Consider the following 22,530-nt stretch of genomic DNA (forward strand, 5'->3'; position numbering starts at 1 on the left):
CGAAAGCCAGCTCGAAAGCAGAATTGGCCGAAATTGAAAAACAGTATGACTTAGTGGGCAAAATGTATCCACCCTACAATATTGAACACCAAGCATAGACCTGCTTGTAAAGCAGCTTAAATATAAGAATAACTATAAATAAGGATTAAAGCATGAATATGAAAGCCATCTTGATATTAATACTCGCTGGGATAGTGTTTTTACTCACCAAGTGTGACTTTTCTCATTTTAAAGAGAAAATTCAACAAGAGTATGATGCTTCTAACCCTAATGGTGATAAGGGATTTTGTCTATCTTTTAGTGGGAAAGGCGTTTATCCTTATACATCAATAAATACCTTTCCGCCATATACTGATGCTCTTGACATCATAGGTAATAACCGTTTAAATCAATCATTACACGCTTTTAGCCAAATGGGGTTATTTAGCGAAGAGCCTACCGGTGAAGATGATGGCAAACCTATTTATCGTTACAGTTTAACCCCTTTTGGGCAACAGCATTTTTACCGTCAATCATCTACTGATGGTTTTTGTTTTGGTCGAATTGTTGTGCAGAGCCTTAAAAATTCATATGAGGATATGCCTACTGATGACGATGAAATAACTTATATTTCTGGAAGAAAAATAAAACCAGTCTATTTTGAATTTACCATCGAAAATTTGCCTGAAGATTGGTTAAAAGCCAATATGCCTTTTATCAAAGAATTATATGGAAAAAAAATGGAAGAGCTTTTAAGCGAAAAAGAAGGACGTTATAAAGCGTATTTTGCCAAGGAAGCCGGCGCCAAAGAGTGGCATATTGTAAACGGAATTATAATTCATAATGGATTTTTTTTACATCAAAGGGACTAACGTTATTAAAAAAATTGGCGGTATTAGGTATTTTTTAACAGTATAAAAGATTAATATTGCTTGCGAATACAAATATTATTAATTATTAAATAAAAAATAATAGGAAATAAACAATGGGTAAATTGCGTGGCGTTATTCGCTTAGGCGATTCTACAGATCATGGTGGCAAAGTTATTTCGGCCTCCTCAACAACAATTATTCAAGGAAGGCCCTTAGCGCGCATCGGAGATATGGTTAGTTGCCCGAAAAAAGATCATGGTGTCAATCCCATCATTGAGGGAGAGCCAACCTTTCTTGATCAGGGTAAGCCCGTCGCGTTAGATGGTCACCATGCTGCTTGTGGATGTGTGTTAATTTCATCGCTAACTAATGTGGGGAAAGGTTAATGTCTGTTGATTTAACATCATTACCCCCCACCCTACCTAACCCCAAGAAATTTAACTTTTTATTTTGGGGGGGGGTATTAATCGTTTTTGTTGTAATAGGATGCATCACTACCTTTGTATTGAGCTTTTTTTACACCATAGCTAATTTATTATTTGTATTCGGAGCATTAGTCTTACCAGTTTTAATTTGGGTGTTTATATTTTTGTATGGTCTTTATTATAGAGGTTATCGAGAAACCTATATTAAACAATGGAACGCTTACCGAGATATACGCTATCAACAACTGGTTAACTACGCAAGGCGTGGGTTATATGTTTTGTATTACAACCTTACCACCGAATATAGTGAATATAATAATGCCAACGGTATTGTTAATAACCGATTTGCACTGATTACTAAGCGTCATCCAAGTGGTAGTAGTATTATTCCACATAGTGCATTATCCTTACCTAATAATGTAAATAGTGGTGATTTTTATGAACGATTAGAGCCACTATTTAAACAATGGCAACAGCATTACAAATCTTATTTTAACCAGTTACCATCGGATTTGAACATTCATGTGCGTTTTTTTATTGATTCAACAAGTCCAATCGAGAATCTTGAAAACCTATGGTCACAAACGGTAGGTTCACTTATTCGTACTTCGAGTTTTAAAATTGAAGACACTAAAAGTAGTTCTAAATTTATAGAAGCATGGCTAGACAATAGTGATCATGATGACGATTTGCTACTTGTTATTAGTGCTCATTTATTTAATTCCCCAACAAAAAATGAAGGCGAATTTGCATCATTAATGCTATTAGCAGGCGAACGCGCAGTTAAAACACCATTTTTATCAACCTTACAGTTACCTTTAGTAAAAGTGTGCCGTAGTGAACAGACAGATTCATTAAGTCAAACAATAGATAAAGCTCTATTGTGGGGAAATACAGATAATAAACGTTTTGACGGTGTTTGGTATGGCGGTATATCAAACGACATTAATATTCAAATCATGAATCACTTTAATGACATTGATTTCAAACCAAACGGCATTTTTAATATCGATACCTCGATTGGTTCTGTAGGTTATAGTACTTATTGGCTGGCATTAGCTTTAGCTGTAGAAAACACACTAACAACTAAGAATAAACAGTTTGTGATAGTCGGTAATCCAAACATTAGTGCTCAAGTTGTTGAATATTTGCAGGGAAAATAGAACAAATGAAAAAAATCACTATAACTTGGATGATATTGTTATTTCTGATTGCAATTATCGTTATTTATTTTATTTGGCAAAACAGTTTTTCTTTTTTTACGACCAATGGCGATAAATGGTTAGCAACAACTGTCGTAATCATTATTGCATTGGTATTATCGCATCTAAACAATTTGATATTTTTGTCATTAAATAAAATAATAAAATTCAACTTCAAAATGATGGATAAAAGTCATATTGATACTGATGATAAAAAAACAAAAAAATCCGAAAAGACTGGTTTTTTCGATGAAATAGTTAAGTTTTTTTATAGTCGCTACGGCATCTTTTGGCGCTATAAAATTCGTAAATGTTTAGTATTAGGCTCAGCTTCTGATGTTCAAGCTTTATTACCGAATTTAACAGCTGAAGGCTGGCAATTATGTGATGAGACGTTAATGATTTATGGTGGGGATATACAAGATGAGATCAACACTCCTTGGTTGCAAGCCTTAAAAAAACAGTTTTCTCGTTGTGTACCTTTTTGGGGAAAACCAATTAATGCCTTAATTTGGGCTTTACCTGAGCATTATTTAGATAATACACGGCAACATCAATTAGCTCTCGAAAAAGCAGTAGTCCAGTTACATAAACGAAATAAAATATTAAATTGGTCGGCGCCACTTTATTTAGTTGCAAGGCAAAAAGAAGAGTGGTCACAAGCTGGACGCATTGAACAAAGTGTTGGCGTTTTCTTTTCAACGTTAAAAAAAGAGTCAATGGAGTCTGTTGATTTATCACTTAATCAATTAGCCAAAGATTGTAGTAAACGTGGAATACAACAAATTAAAAACAATATTTGTCACGCCTTTTTATTGCAAATTAGTCAAAATTTAGTTAAAGGTGATATCACTAATATTAAGCGTTACTTGACCTTGCTGACTTCCTTCCCTTTCTCTCCTTGCGTTCGTGGTCTGTTTTTTATGTCTAACCAGCAAAATTCAAATCACGATTCCTCTTTTTTTGAACATTCATTGTTAATGACACCAACATGGCAGTCAATTAGTGATGATGCAAATTTACAATTTGGACGAAGAATGGGGATTCAATGGGGGTTATTATCTTGTTACGCTTTAATTGCTGTAATGACAGTGACAAGTGTTGCATTACTGACTTCATTTTTCCGTAATGCATCACTAATCAATGATAGCGTCGAATTGGTTAAACAAGCTGATAATTCAGTAACGCAAAACTATACCGTTCAATTGCAAACTCAATACCAGTTACAACAACGTTTAGAACAGTTACTTTTTCGGCAACAACACGGTGCACCATTATCGTATCGATTTGGCTTAAATCATAATAATGAGCTATTAAATAAATTGTGGCTTACCTATCGTGCAACCAATTCACGCAATATTGCAACGCCATTTTATGACAATATAACTCAGTACTTAACATTACTGACTGAATTACCACCAAATGATCCTAGACGAAATAAACTGGTAGAATCGGCATACGATGCATTGAAAGCTTATTTAATGATGAATCATCCGGATAAAAGTGATGGAGATTATTTAAGCAAATTTGCTAGTAAAATATGGCGTGCACCTCAAGGAGTAAATGATGGTGATTGGTTACGTTTAATGCCGGATTTGGTTCGTTTTTGGGGACAAGTACTCAATATGCATCCTGATTGGGCACTATCTAGCAATCCGCGTTTGATTAAAGACGTCCGCCAAATTTTGATTAATAATATTGGTGTACAAAATGCGGTAAATACCCTTTACCAAGAGATGATTCAGCGAGCAAGCCAGCACTATGCAAATCAAAACTTAAATCAATTGCTTGAAGGTTTAGATAGCCGATTACTTTTTTCGAATGATATGGATGTACCTGGTGTCTATACCCGAAAAGCTTGGGATGATACCATCAAAGATGAAATTGATAATATTGCTAAGTCACGTAAAGAACAAATCGATTGGGTATTAAGTGATGGGGTAAATGCATCAACATCATCTATTTCGCCCGAAACGTTAAAACAACAACTTACTGAACATTATTTTAGTGAGTATAGTGCCGCTTGGTTACAATTTTTAAATACAATTGAGTGGCATAAAGCCGATAATGTATCGGATGTCATTGAGCAACTCACTTTACTGGCTGATACCAGACAATCACCATTAATTGCGCTTATGAATGTGGTGAAATACCAATCAGAAGTGGCATATACTGGGGATGGATTGTCCGACAGTTTGATTCGTTCAGCACAAGAACTTATGGGGAGTAAATCTCAAACAGGATTACCTAAAAATAATGAAGCATCAGGTCCATTAACAGCAACTTTTTCACCTGTGAACAACTTGCTAAAAAATGACAATACTAATGGACTTTCTTTGCAAACTTATTTACTGAGAGTGACACAAGTTCGCCTCAAGTTACAAAATGTTACAAACAGCGCAGATCCTCAAGCAAGAATGCAAGAATTAGCAAAAAGCGTTTTTAAAGGGACTTCTGTCGATTTAACTGAAACACGCGATTATGGCAACTTAATCGCGGCAAATCTTGGTGAGGAGTGGTCAGGGTTTGGTTACAATTTATTTAAACAGCCTTTAGAACAAGCATGGCAAGTCGTTTTAGAGCCTGCCGCCACAAGCTTTAACGATCTATGGAATAATTATGTGGCAAGTCAATGGGAAAAATCGTTTTCTGGTCGTTATCCATTTAAAGACAGAGAAAATGATGCATCGTTAGCGGAATTAGCGCGCTTTTTACGACCTGACACTGGAATTATCGATCGTTTTATTATCAGTGAATTAAGTGGTGTATTAGAGAAGAAAGGTGGAAGCTGGGTTGTGAATACAGCTAACGCGCAGGGCTTAAATTTTTCACCTAAATTCCTTGAAGCTTTAACACTATTTAATCAAATTGCAACAGAAATATTATCAAGTGGTGATGTTGCTTTGTCGTTTGATATCATGCCTCGCAGTGGAAATAACATCGCGCGTTCTGAATTGGTAATTAATAAACAAAAATTAGAGTATTTTAATCAAATTCCAACATGGCAACGCTTTAACTGGCCAGGCGATGGCTATTCACTTTCTTCACAATTGAGTTGGAGTAGTGATGCATCTGGAATGCGTCTTTATAAGTACTATAGTGGTGATTGGGCATGGATACGTCTACTTGAATCAGCATCTGTGAAACCATTAGATTCAAGTCGTTATGAATTGATTTGGAATGCACCCGATGATCGTAAACTACGCTTTATTTTACGCACTCAATTAGGTGGTGGTCCGTTGACATTGTTAAAATTGCGGAATTTTTCATTGCCGCAAAATGTATTTGAATAATGATGTATTATAAAAATGGAATATTTTTATGTTTAGTCAACTATTGAACCGTTTTTTTGGACAGCAAGATCCAAAAGAATCCATAGCACAACAATTAAATCAACATTGGGCGGATTGGTTACAGCCAATTAGTTTAGATAAACCAGCGGGTGAAGATTTAACATATTCTGATTCTTTTCAAGAGATTAAAGAAGAAATAACTAAACTTTCAGGTATTAATTACACGCTGATTGCAACAGAAAGCGAAACTATCTTGAAACAAAATAGTAAAGATATTCGTGTCGCCACTTATTATTGCTTGGCTCGTTTACATATTGATGGTGCAGAAGGGTTTGCTGATGGGGTTGAGCTACTAGCAGGATTATTGGACAAATTTGGTGAATCGATTTACCCTTCCCGTCACAATATTCGTAAAAATGCCATAGAGTGGTTAGCTAGTAGTAAATTTATTGATGAACTGACCCCATTACAGCCGATACCAGAAGCGTGTTTAACACGTATTATTGTAGCATTAAACATGATTGATACCTGTTGTAATACGTTATTTGTAAATGAAGATCTTAATCACCCAATTAGCGCCCCTGATTTAACAGCTTTAGTTCATTTTTTTACAAATGGAATCAAGCAAGCGCCCAACCTAAATAAGACGGAAGAAAACACCGAGGAGCCACCACCTTCCCCACCATTATCTACACCAATTCGTGGCGAAGGTGAAGTCAAAATCAGCTCCCAACGAGACTTACTCGAACAAGCTAGAAAAATGGCTTCTTTTTTACGCGAAAAACCTGAAGGCTACCTAGCAGCAGGGCGTTTTTTACGAGTTATTCGTTGGGATACCATAAATGATTTACCACCAGCGGATCATCGTGGGAAAACACGATTGCCAGCACCAAGAACAGAACTCAAACAACATATTAGTCGTTTAATTATTCAACAACAATGGCATGATCTTTTTGAACGAGCCGAGGCTGCATTCACCGAAAGTGCCAATCACTTTTGGTTAGATTTACAACGTGCAACCATAATAGCATTACAAAAAATGGGAGAACCTTATCAATCTTGGGCTGATATTTATCTAACTGATATTGGTTTGATGCTAGAACGGTTAAACGGCGTTGAACATCTTTGTTTTGAAAATGGGATGCCATTTGCCGATGATGAAACACTAAGTTGGATAAGTAACAATGCCCGTATTCACCATTTAGATGAAGGTGAAAGTATGGTACAAATTGCGGTATCGGGCGAAAACGATTGGAATGAGATTGAAAAACAAGCATTAGAACTCGCACACACTGAAAATTTAGAGAAATCGTTTCAATGGTTACAAAATTTACCGTCATTACGCTCTCCTAAGCAACGATATTTTCTACAATACACCCAAGCACGTGTAGCTGAACAATTTGGTCAACAAGATGTGGCACTAAAACTGTTAATTGGACTTAATGAACAACAACAAGGTATCACGTTATTACAATGGGAACCGGAATTATTATTTGATGTAAAACGATGTTTACTACGATTAATGAAACAAAAAAATCATCTCAAAGATGGTATAAAACCAAATCTTTCTGCTCAAATTGAGCAGTTACATCATGAATTAATGCAACTCGATCCCGCAAGAGCATTAAGTGTAATGTAAAATGATTCATGGTATTTGGATAGGAATAATAAATAATAATCAAAGAGACAAACAATGGATGATCTAATTCTACGCTATTACGAATCAGAAATGCGCTATTTGCGTGAAGCAGGAAAAGAATTTGCGAAAATTCATCCTGATAGGGCAAGTGAACTAAATTTAGATCGAGTAGGTGATCGCGATCCTTATGTAGAGCGTTTATTTGAGGGCTTCGCTTTCTTGACCGGCCGCTTACGCCAAAAAATTGATGATGATTTACCTGAACTCACTGAAAGCCTGGTTAGCCTACTTTGGCCACATTATTTACGTTTAATCCCCTCATTATCGATTATCGAGTTAACGCCCAATTATGCAACACTATCGCGCCAAGAGCTCATTCCTGAAGGATTAAAAGTACAAAGTGAGCCTCTTGGACAAGCTGGCACTAAATGCCCTTACCGAACAACCCAAGATGTCCTATTACAACCAATTAAAATTAGTCAAGCTAACTTAGGATTTCATCATGATGGTCGGAGTATGATTACTTTGCGTTTAAGTTTTGGTGAGTTAGCAGATTTTGAACAACTTGATCTATCTAAATTACGACTTTATTTGAATGCTGATGGCCCCATTGCATCGACATTGCATTTTGCTTTAACGCAGCAAGTTGCCTCCATGCATTTACGGTATTCAACAAACCCGGAAAATCGGGTAACAATTCAAGGCAAAATAACCCCAGTTGGTTTTTCTGATGATGATCGGTTATGGTTAAAACCAGATAATGCTTTTGCCGGCTATCAGCTTTTATTGGAATATTTCGCTTTTCGTGAAAAATTTATGTTTGTGGATCTTCATGGACTCAATATTGATGATGTACCAGAGCATTGCCGTTATATCGATATTGAGCTCATTTTAAATCAAAATTGGCCAACCGATATGCCGTTTAATCACGACAATATCCGTTTACATTGTGTTCCTGTTATCAATTTATTTGAATTAGAGGCAGATCCGATCGTTGTTAACCAATTGGAGAGCGAGTATTTACTTAGGCCGTTACTTCGTCAAGATGGACATGTCGAGGTTTATTCTGTTGAACATGTGGAGGCAATCACCCGTAATGGTCGTTATCACTATGTGCCTTTTACCAGCTTCAAACATCGAGGAGGAATGTTAAGGCATGATGCACCTGAAAGATATTATCATACACGTGTTCGCAAAGGTGCATCAGGATTACATGAAACTTGGTTAATTCTGGGCGGTAAGATCTGGGATAAAGATGAAATGTTAGAAACCGAAACATTATCATTACAAATTACCGGTACAAATGGTATGTTGCCGCGTAAAGTATTACGCAATGCCCGTATTGATGAACTTTGTCATGCTCAAAACAGCATAAGCCGCGTACATAATTTATGTTCGCCAACATTACCATGTTATCCGCCAACGGAAGATCGCTTTTATTGGCGCGTTTTATCGCATTTAGCACCGAATTATCTCTCCTTGATGAATGCAGAAGTGTTACGAGGAACGCTAGCTTTATATGATTGGACCGATAACGAACTCAATCGTCGACGATTGGAGGGCATTGTTAATGTCTCTCATCGAATGATTAAGCGTATCGAAAAAGGAATGCTACAGCGAGGTATAGAAATAGAGGTGACGCTCAATAGTTATCAGTTTGCCGGTGAAGGCGATGTCATGCTTTTTGGTGAGTTGTTACATCAATTTTTTGCCCTGTATGCCGATGTAAATTTATTCACTAAATTAGTTATTATTCCTTTACCAACAGGAAATAAAATTATATGGAATCACAGCAAAATATCGAAAACAGCCTTTTAATGCAAACACTTGAAAGTGTTTTGCCAAAAATGAATTTTTATCGTTTTTGTCAATTACTTGAGCAAATGTATGCAAATGAACCTATACTTGGCAAATACGAAACACCCGCAGCCGATCCTTTGCGTTTTGCACCATCGATCGATATGTCTTTTCCTGCTAGTGAACTAAAATATATCGAAAGAGCACCTTATGTTAATCGACCCGCGACAGTAAGAACGCGATTTTTAGGATTATATGGGGTTGACTCGGTACTACCACTGGGCTTACTTGATAATATCATTCGTCGTGAAGAAAACTATCAAGTGATGACTGATTTCTTGGATATGTTTAATCATCGTACCATCACTCAGTTTTATCGTATTTGGTTAAAATATCATTATCCTGCGAGTTTTTTAAGTGGAGGAAAAGATCCATTATCAAAATGTTTGCTTGGATTAACTGGACTGGGTATCAAAGGCACGGTAGAACAAATTGGTACGCCAGCATCACGTTTTTTGGCATTATTAGGTTTAATCACACAAAAAACACGTACAGCTGACGGTATTGTTGGCTTGGTACGTGTTTTAGTACATGATGCAAAAGTAGTAGTAAGTGAATTCTACCCTATTTGGCAGTCAATTGATAACCCAGCACAATTAGGCGATAAAGTACAACCGGTTAGTTTAAATGGAGGGGCGGTATTAGGTTCTCGTTTTAGAGAGTGTAATCAAACCGTTCATATTGCGATTACTCCTCAGTATGAACAGCAAGTGATTGATTTACTGCCTGGAGGGCAGTTACATCGTGATTTGATGGCTTTATTACGCGCTTATTTAGGTTATCAGGTTGATGCCAAAATGACACTTTGTATTCAACGTCGATTTTTACCGCGAAGTCAATTAAAGCCTAACAATAGTCGTCTAGGTCAAACAGCATCATTAATAAAAAACACGACTAATGAAAAGATTGAGGATGAAGTTGCTGTGAACATAGGCCACTACTCTGGAATAGATTATGCTGCATAATAGAAAAGGATTAAGTATGAAATTAATTAGTGTCTTGATAATAAGTATATTAACCATAGGATTAACAGGTTGTGGAATTGCCCAAAGCGTATCAGAAGGTGCAGTTGGCTTAAGTAATTCTGTTTTTTCATGGGATATTAGGACAATACATCTGGATTTTATTGCGAGAGCAGAATTAAATATGGATGATGACAGCCGCTCTTCACCTGTTGTTATTCGTATTTATCAATTAAAGGATGACAAAACATTTAATTCCGTTCCTTATCAGGATCTGGTCAACCAAGATAGTGATGCACTAAAGGAATCATTAATTGAAAGTAAAGAATTGATTTTGAAACCTAACACATCAGTTTCTGTTGATGTTCCTTTTGATAAAAAAGCTGAGGTTGTGGGAATTGCCGCACTTTATAAAGACCCTAATTTAAAGGAAAATAGTTGGCGAATGGTATTAACCCGTAGTGATTTAAATATCACTAAACCACGGCAAATTATTGCAAGCCAATATACTATAAAACTAGTGGATGAAAGTAAATGAGTGCTTCATTATACGATATTCTTTATGGCTATTTTCAATCAGGCATCCCCATCGACGATGTGGCAGAAAATGAGCAAACCATTATTAGTGTCATGGATAATATTGAACGTATCTTAAATAGTCGGGCTGGTGCAGTAAAACATATGCCCGATTATGGCTTACCTGATATGTCAACCATCTTTCAAGCCCTACCCTCATCAGCTTATATTTTGATGAGAGCAATAGAACAAACACTATTAAAGTATGAACCTAGGTTATCTTCTATTGATATCCATATCGACGATAAAAACCATGATACCATGGTCCTTGCTTATGAACTAACCTGCCATTTAAAAGAAGGTGGACTTGTCAAATATGGAACTTATTTTATGCCCGATGGTAAAGCTCGTTTGAAATACACCCGTAATGGTGTCACTGTTAACAAAAATTGACCAATTAAATAATAAATTTTAAGTTAATTATTTTCACATTAAATTTATAAAATCGTTTAGCAATCAAAATAAATAAATTGGCGCCAAAGCATGTTATGGCATACGATTTGGCGATTGGTTTGGTTAAAGGAATTTGTTCCACTAATTTAACACTATTACAAAACTGGCGACATTATGCCGATTGGCGTGACCCTGCTAATACTGATAAGGAAGCAATCGAGTATATGAAAAAAGGAGTGCTTCCTAAAGAAATAAAGGAATCAATGGGTTATCCAGAAAAACATATGCCAAAAACTGTCGTTAATAAATATATTTCTTCTTGTTCTACTGACGCAGGAATACAAGCACAAACTCAGGAACTTTTAAAAGACAAATATGAATTACTAAGTACTTACCCAAAAGTACAGTTTTATTTACCTGAGCCTGATTTAACAACGGAGTAAACTATGTTAGCAATTATCTATCTATTGATTACAGCTTCATTCACTATACTTGGGCTTGTTAAGCGTTGGCGAATATGGACAGCTGTCTGTTATTTCGCCTTTTTACTGGTATTTTGTGCGATCATTCCCTTACCAGGCGAAGATAAAAAAAGACAAATTTCACCAACGCAAGTAGTATTCCGATTTGATGCCTATCGCTATTTGCAGTTAACCGGCTCTGACTGCGAAGGCAAACTTTATTATATCGATGAGCAAAAACAGGTTTATAACGAGTTGGCTATCCATTCGGCTGAGGTATTAACAGAACCGTTTGCACATGCTGTTGGGGATTATATTCTAATTCCTCGTACTGATTACGCAACAGTTCGTTATTCCCAAGATGGAGGGAGAACTTTTAAATCAATCGATGTTCATGGTTTTTCTAATATTCCTCGTCCCGGACGAGAACAGATTAAAGGAACCGTTGTTGTTGGAAATCAATTATTTATGGATACCACCAACGGAATTTATCGCTCTCCAAAACCATTTGGCTCCCATATTCAAGTTGATGTGCTTTCATCTAAAGACGTCGAATATTGGAAAGACGGTGAACAATATAATGGTGAACGGTGGCAAGGTAATATAACCGAGATGCCAAAGATGCCCAGTGATTATAAAGGCTGGTACCATTGGCAGTGTGATATTAATAAAAAGCAGTACGAAATAATTTATAATCGCTATGCACCATTAATAAACTTGCAAGCTAAGTTACGTCAATCGATAGGGTTAATGAATAAAGGAGTACAATAATGTCACGATTAAGTAAATTCTTATTAATCTTTTTTATTATTATCCCTCTCTGTTTATGGGGCGTGATTGTAATGGTTGGCTCAATGTTACCTGAAAAAAGTGAAGTCATAGGATTAACCGTGCCACAACCTAAACCTCGTCCCGGGTATGAACTTATTTATCCTGAAGTATATGCGATGGGACCTGATAAAGGCATCTTTTACTATATAAGCGATAAAAGACAGGTGGTGTATCGCTATGATGCAGAGCGTTATTTAGAGCTTCAAGGGGAAAACTGTGAAGGATTAATCTGGTATCACGATGATAAAAATAATATCCACACTCGCATTGATGAAACTTTTTACACCAAAGATAAGTTACCAAAGTTTGAATATTATAATCCTGGGCATGCATATATTGCAGTTCCTACGCAAGATTTAACCGCAGTCATGTATTCACTCGATGGCGGTAACACGTTTATTAAAGGTACTGTGCCAAGCTACTCAGCAGTATCCGGTGATGAGATAGAACGCTTTATTGGAATAGATGATAAACCTTTAACGGTAAATTTTGAGGATATTCACCCAAAAGACTCTTCTGCATATAACCATAAAATCACAATATCTGGTAATACAGGTTATTTTATTTTAAAAAATGGGGATGTGATATTTGGGGAAACCGTTTTTTTTAATCCACATTCTGATCTAAAACAAGAATATCAAATTTTACGTCACCCAATTCAGGATGAATCTGTCAAATTAGGTGGGATGTACTGGGAAATTTATCATGATCCTGCTTATATCGAACGTGTTGAAGCTTCCAAAAATATCAAAATTGAGCCTTATCAAGGATGGGATAGGATTCGTTGTGAAATAGGTGCTGAAAAATAATAAGGGGGAAAGATTAATGAAAGGGATCATTAGATTGGGTGATCGACACACTCATGGTGGCAACGTGATTAGTACTTCCGGAGCCGATTTTGCCGGTAAGCCTGTTGCTTTAGTTGGAGATAAAGTCTCATGCCCTAAACCAGGCCATGGTATAAATCCAATCATTGAAGGCAATGCTACATGGCTAATGTTTAATACTCCTGTTGCTGTTGACGGATGTAAATGTGCATGTGGTTGTACACTTATTTCAACATTACCAATTGTTGGGAGTGAAAAATAATGCAGTGGCATCAACCTGTTATGGAACAAGGTATCAAACCCAATAATTTTGCCTGGTGGTTTTATGCTAGTATTTTTTGATTTTTTCAACTGGATGAGAGCACTTTTTATTGTAAAGCACCTAAAAAACAGAGTTATAAAGTTGAAAACCACCGTATATTTTAGTCAATATTACTACCTAATTTTGTTATATCAATAAGTGTAGATACTTTAATTAATACGCTCTGTTTTTTTAACTTTTTTAATGTGGATTTCACCATTTCGGTACTTTTGACTTCTTTTAGTTTGGTTGTTTTTAAAATGGATCCTTCATCTGTAACCTATTTAATGAAAAGCTTTTTTTAATGTTGAAATAGTTATCCTATCTATTTTTGCGCTTCTCCTTTAGTAAGACTTTTTACAACACCTTTGCCTTCCCTATAAGGAATTTATCGTGTTGGTATTGCTGTTATCTGAGATACCTTCCCAACACCAATAATTAATATTTTTAAAAATTGATAATCAAATATCATACCAAATCACCAATATTGTAATTTAACTACAATTATTGTAAATAAATTGCAAAATATATTTATATCAGTAAAATAGCATACCTATATAAAAATAAACACCAAATATCAATAATGATGAGGTGTTTAAATTAACCATAACCAAATATTTTATAAGGATATTTTATGACAACAAAATCACTTACGTTAAAATCAAAAACAGAAGATATTAAAAAGTCTGCATTAATTCTTATCGAATGCCAAAACGAATGGATTCATCCTGCTGGGCATTTATACCAAAGCTTTAAAGATAAAGATCTATTTGAAAAATCAATCAAAAATATTGAATCAAGCTTATTTTATGCAAGGCAAATTCACATGCCAATTATCCATTGTGGTTTGAGATTTCAAAAAGGTTATCCAGAGTTAGCTAATGGAAAAACAGGCCTAAGGCATGCAATTAGTCACTTTGGTACATTTCCTATCGATAGTTTTAATTCGCAATTTTATGAAACATTAACACCAAAAAATGAAGAATTTATTGTAATGGGTAGAACCGGATCAAGTGGCTTTGCTGGTTCTAATTTAGACATTTACCTTAGAAACAATAGTATTGAAACACTTTATTTAGTAGGATACGCGACCAATGTTTGTGTAGAATCGACTTTTCGTGAAGCTCAAGACAAAGGCTATTTTCCAGTCATCATTAGTGATGCTACAGGTACATTCGATAAAATTCAGCAAGAACACATGTTGAAATACACAGTTCCTCATTACGGCGAATCGATAACGACTAAAGAATTTGAACGATTGTACGATGATCGCTAACTTCTTAAACAATATTAATATTTTCAATAGATTCAATTTAATATAAAAAATAAGTTAGGCTGTCCCAACATTGGGATAGCTATATCATACTCATCAAATTTAAGCTAAATATCAACTAACAGTATTAAAGCAATCAATAACAATCTGTTTAAATTGAAATATAACGAATCATTAGTAAGTACTTTTTGCTCTTATCTAAAAATATGTCAATGATTGTGAGTTAATTGTTTTGATAGGATTAAAAAATTAATAAGATACCAATTAAATATAGATTTTAATATAAAAGAGATTAAGGGCACTGAAAACTTTTTATCTAATATGAGTAAAACAAGTGAAATCTTAGTAATATAGCAAAAAGCTAAACACTAAATTTGTGTGAAGAGATTATGAAAAGAATAACATCATGATTATTAATAACAATTAGAATGTTAACCTAGTTGAGAGGAGTAGAAAATTGTGAAGTGCAAGAGCTTGGATAACGATATAAAATTATCCCTTTAATAATGACAATAGATGGTGAACTTATAGAGAAGAAAAGCCCATACCAAGGTATGGACTTTGAATGTAAATACATACTTATAGTTTAAAGTAAATGTTCATATTTTGTGAAGATTTCATGGATTTTATTGATATCAGATGCAGTTAAATCTTCTCGGCTAAATGTAGCATATAACTTCATAACACCCTCTGAAGGAGAATCATCAATTGTACTGTAAGCCATTAAACGTGGACAAAATTTAGCCATTGATTGTGCTGATAGTTGTTTATTAATGGTCACATTTTTATGTTTATATACTAATGATTTCTTATTAACATGAATAACATAAACACCATCATTTTCTTGTTTATCTTCATCTCGTGAAATAGAATCATTGTCCCACCTAAGAAGGCTACCTTCCATGTACTTTCCAAGACCAGAAGAAATAAAAGCATGTGGATGGCTTATTGCCTCCTCTCCTCCCCAGTCAATACCACTACTTGAAGCTTCAGACATCACAAAAACAAGACAAAGATTAGAATCAACCGTACCTAAGTTATACTTATTATGATCAAAGATAACTACACTTTTCACATTAGAGCGTATACCATTAATAAGTATTTGAGGTTGATCATAAGTCAAATCTAATCGATTACTACCTATAATGCTATACTTAATATGATTAGTATTTTGATGTTTTGATGCAAGATAAAATAATCCCTTACATTTTTGATCTAATCCTTCCTTTACTAAGTCATTAATAAGTAATAATAAACACTGACTATCTGGTCTTTCTGACTTGGTAATATAATCTTCATAAATTGCATAAGCCTTTTCACTCACTGTAGTAATTCTATTAATATTATTACCATTATCACTACCGTAATTAACAGAACCTAAATTATTTTTATTCCAATCGACATTTGAAACTTTAATTGCTAAACCTGACATAAAAACTCTCCACTTATTTTTGTTGTTTAAAAAATTTGATTAAAATCGATATTTTAGTTTTAGGATTTAATCAAAATAAATTAATTTTGTTGCTCGCTTAAATGGTAACTAAAAATAACGCACCAGTTATATAAATGGTAATCTTTATCACCTATACGATAGACAATGTTATTATTATCATGCAACTCACCAGCATTCCGATTCGCTATATCGAAAAAACCATAAGTAATTATTAGATTTTTTGGGCTCTCTTTGCACTCTATACGAAGCGTATCACAATTATTATCATCACTAAGTCGTTCAACTTTAGTTATAATTTCTTGCTTCAATGAATTTTTTATTGAAAACCCTCTATTTGGGATAGTTAAATTTTTCTCTTTGAAATATTCAGGTTTATCAAATGTTAAACCAGATTTATTAAATTTCAGGTTTAAAAATTTACCGTTAATAGTGTGAGAAATTGGATGTAATGGTTGCCAATCTTCACCCGATATAACTTTACTCAAAACATAACCGTAATAGGCACCTAATAACTTAGAGCTTGGCCCTAATAAATGCCATTCATCATGATATCTCAACTGATATATAGGTGTAGCCAGATAGAATCCACTACCTTTTTCAAGCGCTAATTCTAATTTTGCTAATGCAACATCTGGATAACCTTCTGAATTTTTAGTAGAATAAGAGGAAGACACTTGATACATAATAAATGGTAAATCTGAATAATCATCACCTGTAATCGCCTCTATATCTTGGATAAGATCAGTGCGTAATTGTTTCAAGGCTTTTTTATATTTATTAATACCTGTACCATAATTGTACTCACCTTGAGTCCAAGTAATTGCCATCACCCTATATGATTTTCGTTGTTCAACTGCCATACGCATACCATTTCTAACATCTTCAAGGATATAATTATAGTACTCAGTACCTTTAGATAACTCTGATATAGACTTGCCACCTCTTGCACAGCAAGAAGAAAGTATCCATTTATTTTTTAATGATTTTTTATCAAACTCACGAAGAAACATATCTGCAGTGCCTGCAGCAGGTGTTTCACCATTCTCCCCATTCTGCCACTCACGATGATTGTCTAAGAACTGGTATTTATTTTGCGAAGCGTATCGTGTTTTGATACCATGATTAAACATTTTTGCTGACGATGAAAAACTAGTTGGTGTCTGAATTGGTAGTGAATTTGAACCTTCTGCTAGTGATTGACCATAAGTAATAATATGATTAATATCAGCAAGTCCTGAATCAGGTGGATAGATTAATGTTTTTAATTTAGCAGCAAATTGTTTATCAATATTAAATTCTGTATTACCCTCTTCATCAATTTTGAAAGAGACATTGCCTTGCTCATCAGCAATAGTAAAACCATTTTTTTGAGTATTATTGAATGAAAAATTTTCTGGTATTGACTTTTCAGGATCCAATAAATCGTTTAAATTTACCATAATTGCTATTTGTCCTTAGTTATATATAAAAAGCAAAATACAGTTATCAAATTAAACAAGGTTTGTTATAACAAACAAGTAACTAAATAAACCTGTTTTACTTTTATTCAATTTCAGTCTAAAAAACCTAAAATGAATAGCAGATACAACCATATGATTTGCTTTTAACATTTTTAAGTTATTTTTTAGACATCGATGTTGATGATCTATGTTGTTATAATTGATTTAAAATCACTCTCAATTTGAGAGCAAATTGGCGATTGATTTTAAATTCTGAAAATCCGTTTTCATCAATTCTAAAAACAACATTACCTAACCTATCAATAATCGAAAAACCATTATTCGGGGTATTAGTAAATGCTGAAGGTTCTTTATTGATAAAATGAAAGTTACCGTCTTTATCGATTTTTAAAACATATTCACCATTTCTATTACAAATATAATAGCCATCCTCTTTTACATCATAAAAATTTTGTGGAAGCGTGTTTGTTTGATACGGTATATCATTTAATGTTTCATTTGAATTTGTCATATTATTTTCACCTTTGTTATTCATATAAAAAATATAGCTAAATAATTAAATTAGATCTGATATTACTTTTCATAAATAAGAAGATATCATCCTCCACCATACAAATTTGTATTGTTCTATCTATTTGAAAATATGAGTTTTATAGTTTTTGATATATAAATTATTTTTAAGACAATATAATTACGTCTAATTAAAAAAAGCTTGGATTTTTTGATTAGCCTAATTTAATTTGCTAAAACGCGAAAAAATGATTATAAACTTCGATTTTTATTGAGGATAACTTATCGATAAAGCATACCTAGTTTGAAACAAGTAATACTTTAATTCATTTAATGTTTAGCTATTAAATAGTGATGTAAGCATACTTTTTTTAAATTTTTACACTTGAGGGTTGAATTGTACTTTTAAAAACATCGTAATTGCTGCCTAAAATATTTAACAATCATTACTAGAATTAATCATTTAAATTTATGGTAGATAGGTGGTTATACCCTATTTGTAGCTGCACTTAAAAGCTTCTATACCACGTTTTAAAACATGCACTTTTTCACTTTATTAGTTAGCATTAAGCAATAAATGAAAAGTTATTTGATAATTTAAATTATAATCATAAAGTTAAAATCTTTTTCTAGCCATTTATTAGCAAGAAAAAACCCACAATAATTGTGGGTTTTTAATTTAAAAATGAATTAATGATTATAGATATGCTTCGAATTCAGTAAAAATTTGTTGAATCTTAGTAATTTCAGATGGAGTTAAACCTTTTCCTTCAATTCCACTACTAAATGTAGCATACATCTTCATTGTACCGTTACCTGGATTTTTAATAGTGTTATAATTTAATAAAGATGGGCAGAATTTAGCACATGAACGCGGAACATATTTTGTTAAATTAACAGCACGATGACGGTAATCTAATGAAGTTCCATCAACATGAATAACATAAACACCGACAGGATCTTGTGGATCTTCAGATTTTGATACAGCAGCATTTTTACCATTATTCCATTTAAAGATAGCTTGGTCGAAGAAATCTGCATTACCAGCAGAAGAAAATGCATGTACGTGGTTTACTTCGTCTTCTCCGCCCCAATCAAATCCATAAGTAGAAGGTTTAGACATCATAAATACCAAACATAAATCCTTGCCTAATGAACCATCAATGATTTGATGATCATAAAGGTCTGCACGACTTTCGATTTTTGTTCCATCATATCGAACTGTTGGGTAATCGCTATATCGATCTATAACATTGTCACCGATTATACTATACTTAATATGCTCAAAGTTATTGTTAGGGGATGCTAAATAAAACAAACCAGTACATTTATTATGCAATCCTTCTTGAACTAACTTATTAATAAACAGTGCTAAAGCGAAATTGTTTGGACGAGCTTCTCGCTGATTACTAAAATCGCCGGTTTTTTCAATGTATTTCTTATAAATGGTAACTGCTTCTAAACTAATCATTTTTTCAATGTCAGCCATTGAAATTAAGTTACTGTTCTGAATTAGATCTTGTAAATTTGACATAAAATTCTCCATTATTTGTTATTTAAGTTAAAAAGAAATTTGCGTTCAACTTTGAATAAAAGTTTATTTCGCAAGGTTTTACTAATGTTATTACACAAGGTAATAATCGAAAATGACTCACTTTTTAGTAAAATAATAGCCAGTCATATCGATAGGTAGATAGCGAAGTTGTTATTAAACAACCTACTATTCATTTTTTTGATTAAAAGAATGGGTTATTGCATTGACTACCAACCAAAATGGGGGATAGCATTAATATAACGAGTTAATTTAGTATAAATTTAAGTCAATTAACTCATTAAAACCACGCTATGAAAGGGTGTTAAAATATGTATTAAAAACTGGGTATTTTTATTTGATACCTTACGCCGCTATAGAAAACAGAAATTAGATTAATAACCTATTGATATATCATTCTAATTTTTATCAACCACCTTACTGGTTTAAAGCTCGGATTGCCCTTTTATCTTGATTACACTTTTCAATAACATTGAGCAAATGTTCGTTATATTTAAGACTACTCGCAAAGGTTAATGGTTTAGGTGGTAAAGCAGGTAAGCAATCAGTTAATAAGCTTTCGGATATTGGTCGATTGATGTAAACTTTTTGCTCTTTCGTACAAGCTGTTAGTAATATCACTAGGAACATACTCATTAGCACATTGGTTATTTTTAAGTAAGTCATCAATTTTTTCCTGCAATTCTAAGGATTGATTTTCAAGGTTTCGTTTTGTAATTTCGTTATTAGCAATAATTTGATTATCTTTTATCGTTTTCTGTTCAAGCTGAGAAAGCTTATTAGTCAGTTCTTGAACTTGTTCTAACCTTTGTTTAGATACCTGGATTTGTTTTATATACAAACAAATTAATAACAAGCATAGAAACATAAAAACACCTGCAATTTTTGCCATTTTTATTTCCCTAAAAGATTAGTTAGAAATGATTAAATAAATCTTCTTCAGCTTGTCTACGATTAGCTAAGCCAATGCATGATTGTTTAACACCATTGACAGTTATTTTGTTCCAACGACAAAACTCTTTCGATGCACCAAGGTAGTCACCAATATTTAATTTTGCTAATAAAGTCGATTGGTTAAATGCTGATACACCGACATTAAATACAAATGAGCATAACGCATCATATTGGTTTTGATTTAACTTAACTTTCACCAATTTATTAATCGACTGCTCAACTGGATATAAGTCTTGCATTAAAAAACATTCAGCTTGTGCCTGACTTATTCTGTCATTTTCTTTTACATTTTTGGTGTGACCATAACCAATGGTCCAGATTCCAGCCGGACATTTATAGGCTTTGAACGCTAAACTTTCAAAACTTTTGATAAGTTCTAACCCTTTTTCACTAATAATCATTACATTGTCCTAATATTGTTTAGTGTTATAAATCTGTATATTGCATTGAAATTTTTTAGATAATTGATGGGAATCAGAAGAAATAAAAAAAAACATTATTAACTATCAATAAATAGTAAAAAAATAATCAATAATTTTTAGAATAATTTATTACATTGATTATGTGATTAATTTATTTCAATAATCTATAAAAATAACTTATTAATCATTATCTTTCATTTTTTTAAGTAACTTTTCTTCTAATATTTTAATTAAATTAGCGCCTGACCAGCCTGCCAAACCTGCAACTCCTCCAGCCATTTCAAAAGCCCAATTGAAATAACTAGCAATAAGGATGACCAAAGCACCCGCAAAAATCGATATAAATATTTGAGCAATTAACGTCCACAAAAAGAACTTATGACCATTAAGTAAGTGATAGCAATAACTGGCTAATGAGCCAAGTAACGTAACAAAAAATAAATATACAACAACTATCCAATGGATATTATCGGGATCTTTAATTGGCATATGTTTAACCTTATAAGTGTTTTTGAATTAGATAATTAAAATGAATGATGTTCGAATAGGTATAATGTGAGTTTTTTTAAACATAAACTAAAACACCAATGTTAAATTGGTTTAATTAATACTCAATTGTTTGATGCTAAAAAATAACTTATTTATCGATAATTAATATTAAGCAGAAAAATCTTATTTATCCTAACCATAACCTAGTAATGATTTTTTATAATCAATCTACGCGATCTGATTGAGATAATAAGAACGATAATTTGTACAAATAGAAAGGTATAAACATTTTTAATTTTGATGGAATTGGTTAAATGTTACTTTATGATTTTATTATAAGATTTACTAAATAAAATAAATAATTATAAATCAAACAATATCGTTTAAAACAATTCAAAGGATAGGATCATTATCACAATATTGGAGTGTAATAAAATGACGATTTTAAATACTAACCAATAACAAATATATTAACATTATATTTTTATTGTTTTTTATTCAATTTTTCGTGTTAAAAAGGTGGTGCAATAAAACAGAAAGTAGTCATTAAAGATAACGAATAATTAAACTAGGCATGCCATTAAACTAATAAATGATAAACAAAGCATATTATCTTTTAATAAAAAAATTAAAGACAGCCAAAATATATAATGAAAATATTTTAAATTAAACAACTTCATGTTAAAGCAATTAGATAGGTAATATCAATTTTAATCACATAACAAAAAAGCCCGTCTATTGCTAGCGGGCTTTTTTATGCGTTTAAATTTTGATTATGGACTAATTATATATGCTTATT

Annotated in this window: 21 protein-coding genes; 14 read left to right on the forward strand and 7 right to left on the reverse strand. The window is 33.2% G+C overall.

What is annotated here, in order from left to right; all coding sequences use genetic code 11:
- Positions 1 to 152: 152 nt before the first annotated feature.
- From J3U57_RS12185 to J3U57_RS12250, 14 genes are all read left to right on the forward strand, one after another.
- Positions 153 to 851, forward strand: coding sequence for a hypothetical protein (locus J3U57_RS12185; protein ID WP_065799054.1), 699 nt, complete (start codon positions 153 to 155; stop codon positions 849 to 851).
- A gap of 113 nt (positions 852 to 964) precedes the next feature.
- Complete coding sequence (locus J3U57_RS12190) at positions 965 to 1,237, forward strand: PAAR domain-containing protein (protein ID WP_267344918.1); 273 nt, start codon at positions 965 to 967, stop codon at positions 1,235 to 1,237.
- The gene (locus tag J3U57_RS12195; RefSeq protein ID WP_267344919.1) at positions 1,237 to 2,439 is read left to right on the forward strand and encodes a hypothetical protein; all 1,203 of its coding nucleotides are present in this window, start codon (positions 1,237 to 1,239) and stop codon (positions 2,437 to 2,439) included. Before J3U57_RS12190 ends, J3U57_RS12195 begins: the two co-directional genes overlap by 1 nt.
- 5 nt (positions 2,440 to 2,444) lie before the next feature.
- Positions 2,445 to 5,771 (forward strand): ImcF-related family protein, encoded by a 3,327-nt coding sequence (locus J3U57_RS12200; RefSeq protein ID WP_267344920.1) that lies wholly within the window; start codon positions 2,445 to 2,447, stop codon positions 5,769 to 5,771.
- 28 nt (positions 5,772 to 5,799) lie between these two features.
- Entirely contained in the window at positions 5,800 to 7,410 is a 1,611-nt protein-coding gene (tssA, locus tag J3U57_RS12205; RefSeq protein WP_267333241.1) for a type VI secretion system protein TssA, read from the forward strand.
- A gap of 54 nt (positions 7,411 to 7,464) precedes the next feature.
- Positions 7,465 to 9,228: a type VI secretion system baseplate subunit TssF gene (gene tssF, locus J3U57_RS12210; protein WP_267344921.1), complete on the forward strand. Its 1,764-nt coding sequence runs from the start codon at positions 7,465 to 7,467 to the stop codon at positions 9,226 to 9,228.
- Complete coding sequence (tssG, locus tag J3U57_RS12215) at positions 9,192 to 10,232, forward strand: type VI secretion system baseplate subunit TssG (RefSeq protein ID WP_267344923.1); 1,041 nt, start codon at positions 9,192 to 9,194, stop codon at positions 10,230 to 10,232. The genes tssF and tssG overlap by 37 nt, the downstream gene beginning before the upstream one ends.
- A gap of 16 nt (positions 10,233 to 10,248) precedes the next feature.
- Positions 10,249 to 10,767, forward strand: coding sequence for a type VI secretion system lipoprotein TssJ (gene tssJ / locus J3U57_RS12220; RefSeq protein WP_267344924.1), 519 nt, complete (start codon positions 10,249 to 10,251; stop codon positions 10,765 to 10,767).
- A complete protein-coding gene (gene tssE / locus J3U57_RS12225) occupies positions 10,764 to 11,198 on the forward strand; it encodes a type VI secretion system baseplate subunit TssE (RefSeq protein WP_065632972.1) in 435 nt (144 codons plus the stop codon). Before tssJ ends, tssE begins: the two co-directional genes overlap by 4 nt.
- A 95-nt stretch (positions 11,199 to 11,293) precedes the next feature.
- Positions 11,294 to 11,641, forward strand: a complete 348-nt coding sequence (locus J3U57_RS12230) for a hypothetical protein (protein ID WP_267344925.1) — start codon at positions 11,294 to 11,296, stop codon at positions 11,639 to 11,641.
- Between the two features lie 3 nt (positions 11,642 to 11,644).
- Entirely contained in the window at positions 11,645 to 12,430 is a 786-nt protein-coding gene (locus J3U57_RS12235) for a hypothetical protein (protein ID WP_267344927.1), read from the forward strand.
- Entirely contained in the window at positions 12,430 to 13,299 is an 870-nt protein-coding gene (locus tag J3U57_RS12240; protein ID WP_267344929.1) for a hypothetical protein, read from the forward strand. The genes J3U57_RS12235 and J3U57_RS12240 overlap by 1 nt, the downstream gene beginning before the upstream one ends.
- Positions 13,300 to 13,315: 16 nt before the next feature.
- Positions 13,316 to 13,579 (forward strand): PAAR domain-containing protein, encoded by a 264-nt coding sequence (locus tag J3U57_RS12245; protein WP_267344931.1) that lies wholly within the window; start codon positions 13,316 to 13,318, stop codon positions 13,577 to 13,579.
- Between the two features lie 673 nt (positions 13,580 to 14,252).
- Positions 14,253 to 14,894 (forward strand): cysteine hydrolase, encoded by a 642-nt coding sequence (locus J3U57_RS12250; RefSeq protein WP_267344932.1) that lies wholly within the window; start codon positions 14,253 to 14,255, stop codon positions 14,892 to 14,894.
- 583 nt (positions 14,895 to 15,477) lie between these two features.
- Here the strand turns inward: J3U57_RS12250 and J3U57_RS12255 are convergent.
- The 7 genes from J3U57_RS12255 to J3U57_RS12285 form a co-directional block, all read right to left on the reverse strand.
- Positions 15,478 to 16,323: a hypothetical protein gene (locus J3U57_RS12255; RefSeq protein WP_267344933.1), complete on the reverse strand. Its 846-nt coding sequence runs from the start codon at positions 16,321 to 16,323 to the stop codon at positions 15,478 to 15,480.
- A gap of 80 nt (positions 16,324 to 16,403) precedes the next feature.
- Positions 16,404 to 17,783: a sialate O-acetylesterase gene (locus tag J3U57_RS12260; protein WP_267344934.1), complete on the reverse strand. Its 1,380-nt coding sequence runs from the start codon at positions 17,781 to 17,783 to the stop codon at positions 16,404 to 16,406.
- Positions 17,784 to 17,997: 214 nt separating this feature from the next.
- Positions 17,998 to 18,315 (reverse strand): hypothetical protein, encoded by a 318-nt coding sequence (locus tag J3U57_RS12265; RefSeq protein WP_267333249.1) that lies wholly within the window; start codon positions 18,313 to 18,315, stop codon positions 17,998 to 18,000.
- 696 nt (positions 18,316 to 19,011) lie between these two features.
- The gene (locus J3U57_RS12270) at positions 19,012 to 19,848 is read right to left on the reverse strand and encodes a hypothetical protein (RefSeq protein ID WP_267344935.1); all 837 of its coding nucleotides are present in this window, start codon (positions 19,846 to 19,848) and stop codon (positions 19,012 to 19,014) included.
- Between the two features lie 562 nt (positions 19,849 to 20,410).
- Positions 20,411 to 20,758: a hypothetical protein gene (locus tag J3U57_RS12275; RefSeq protein ID WP_065633599.1), complete on the reverse strand. Its 348-nt coding sequence runs from the start codon at positions 20,756 to 20,758 to the stop codon at positions 20,411 to 20,413.
- A 22-nt stretch (positions 20,759 to 20,780) separates the two neighbouring features.
- Positions 20,781 to 21,221, reverse strand: coding sequence for a lysozyme (locus tag J3U57_RS12280; RefSeq protein WP_267344936.1), 441 nt, complete (start codon positions 21,219 to 21,221; stop codon positions 20,781 to 20,783).
- Positions 21,222 to 21,422: 201 nt separating this feature from the next.
- The gene (locus J3U57_RS12285) at positions 21,423 to 21,731 is read right to left on the reverse strand and encodes a phage holin family protein (protein ID WP_267333252.1); all 309 of its coding nucleotides are present in this window, start codon (positions 21,729 to 21,731) and stop codon (positions 21,423 to 21,425) included.
- Positions 21,732 to 22,530: the final 799 nt, after the last annotated feature.

It is taken from the genome of Gilliamella sp. B3464, assembly GCF_026536145.1.
GTDB lineage: Bacteria > Pseudomonadota > Gammaproteobacteria > Enterobacterales > Orbaceae > Gilliamella.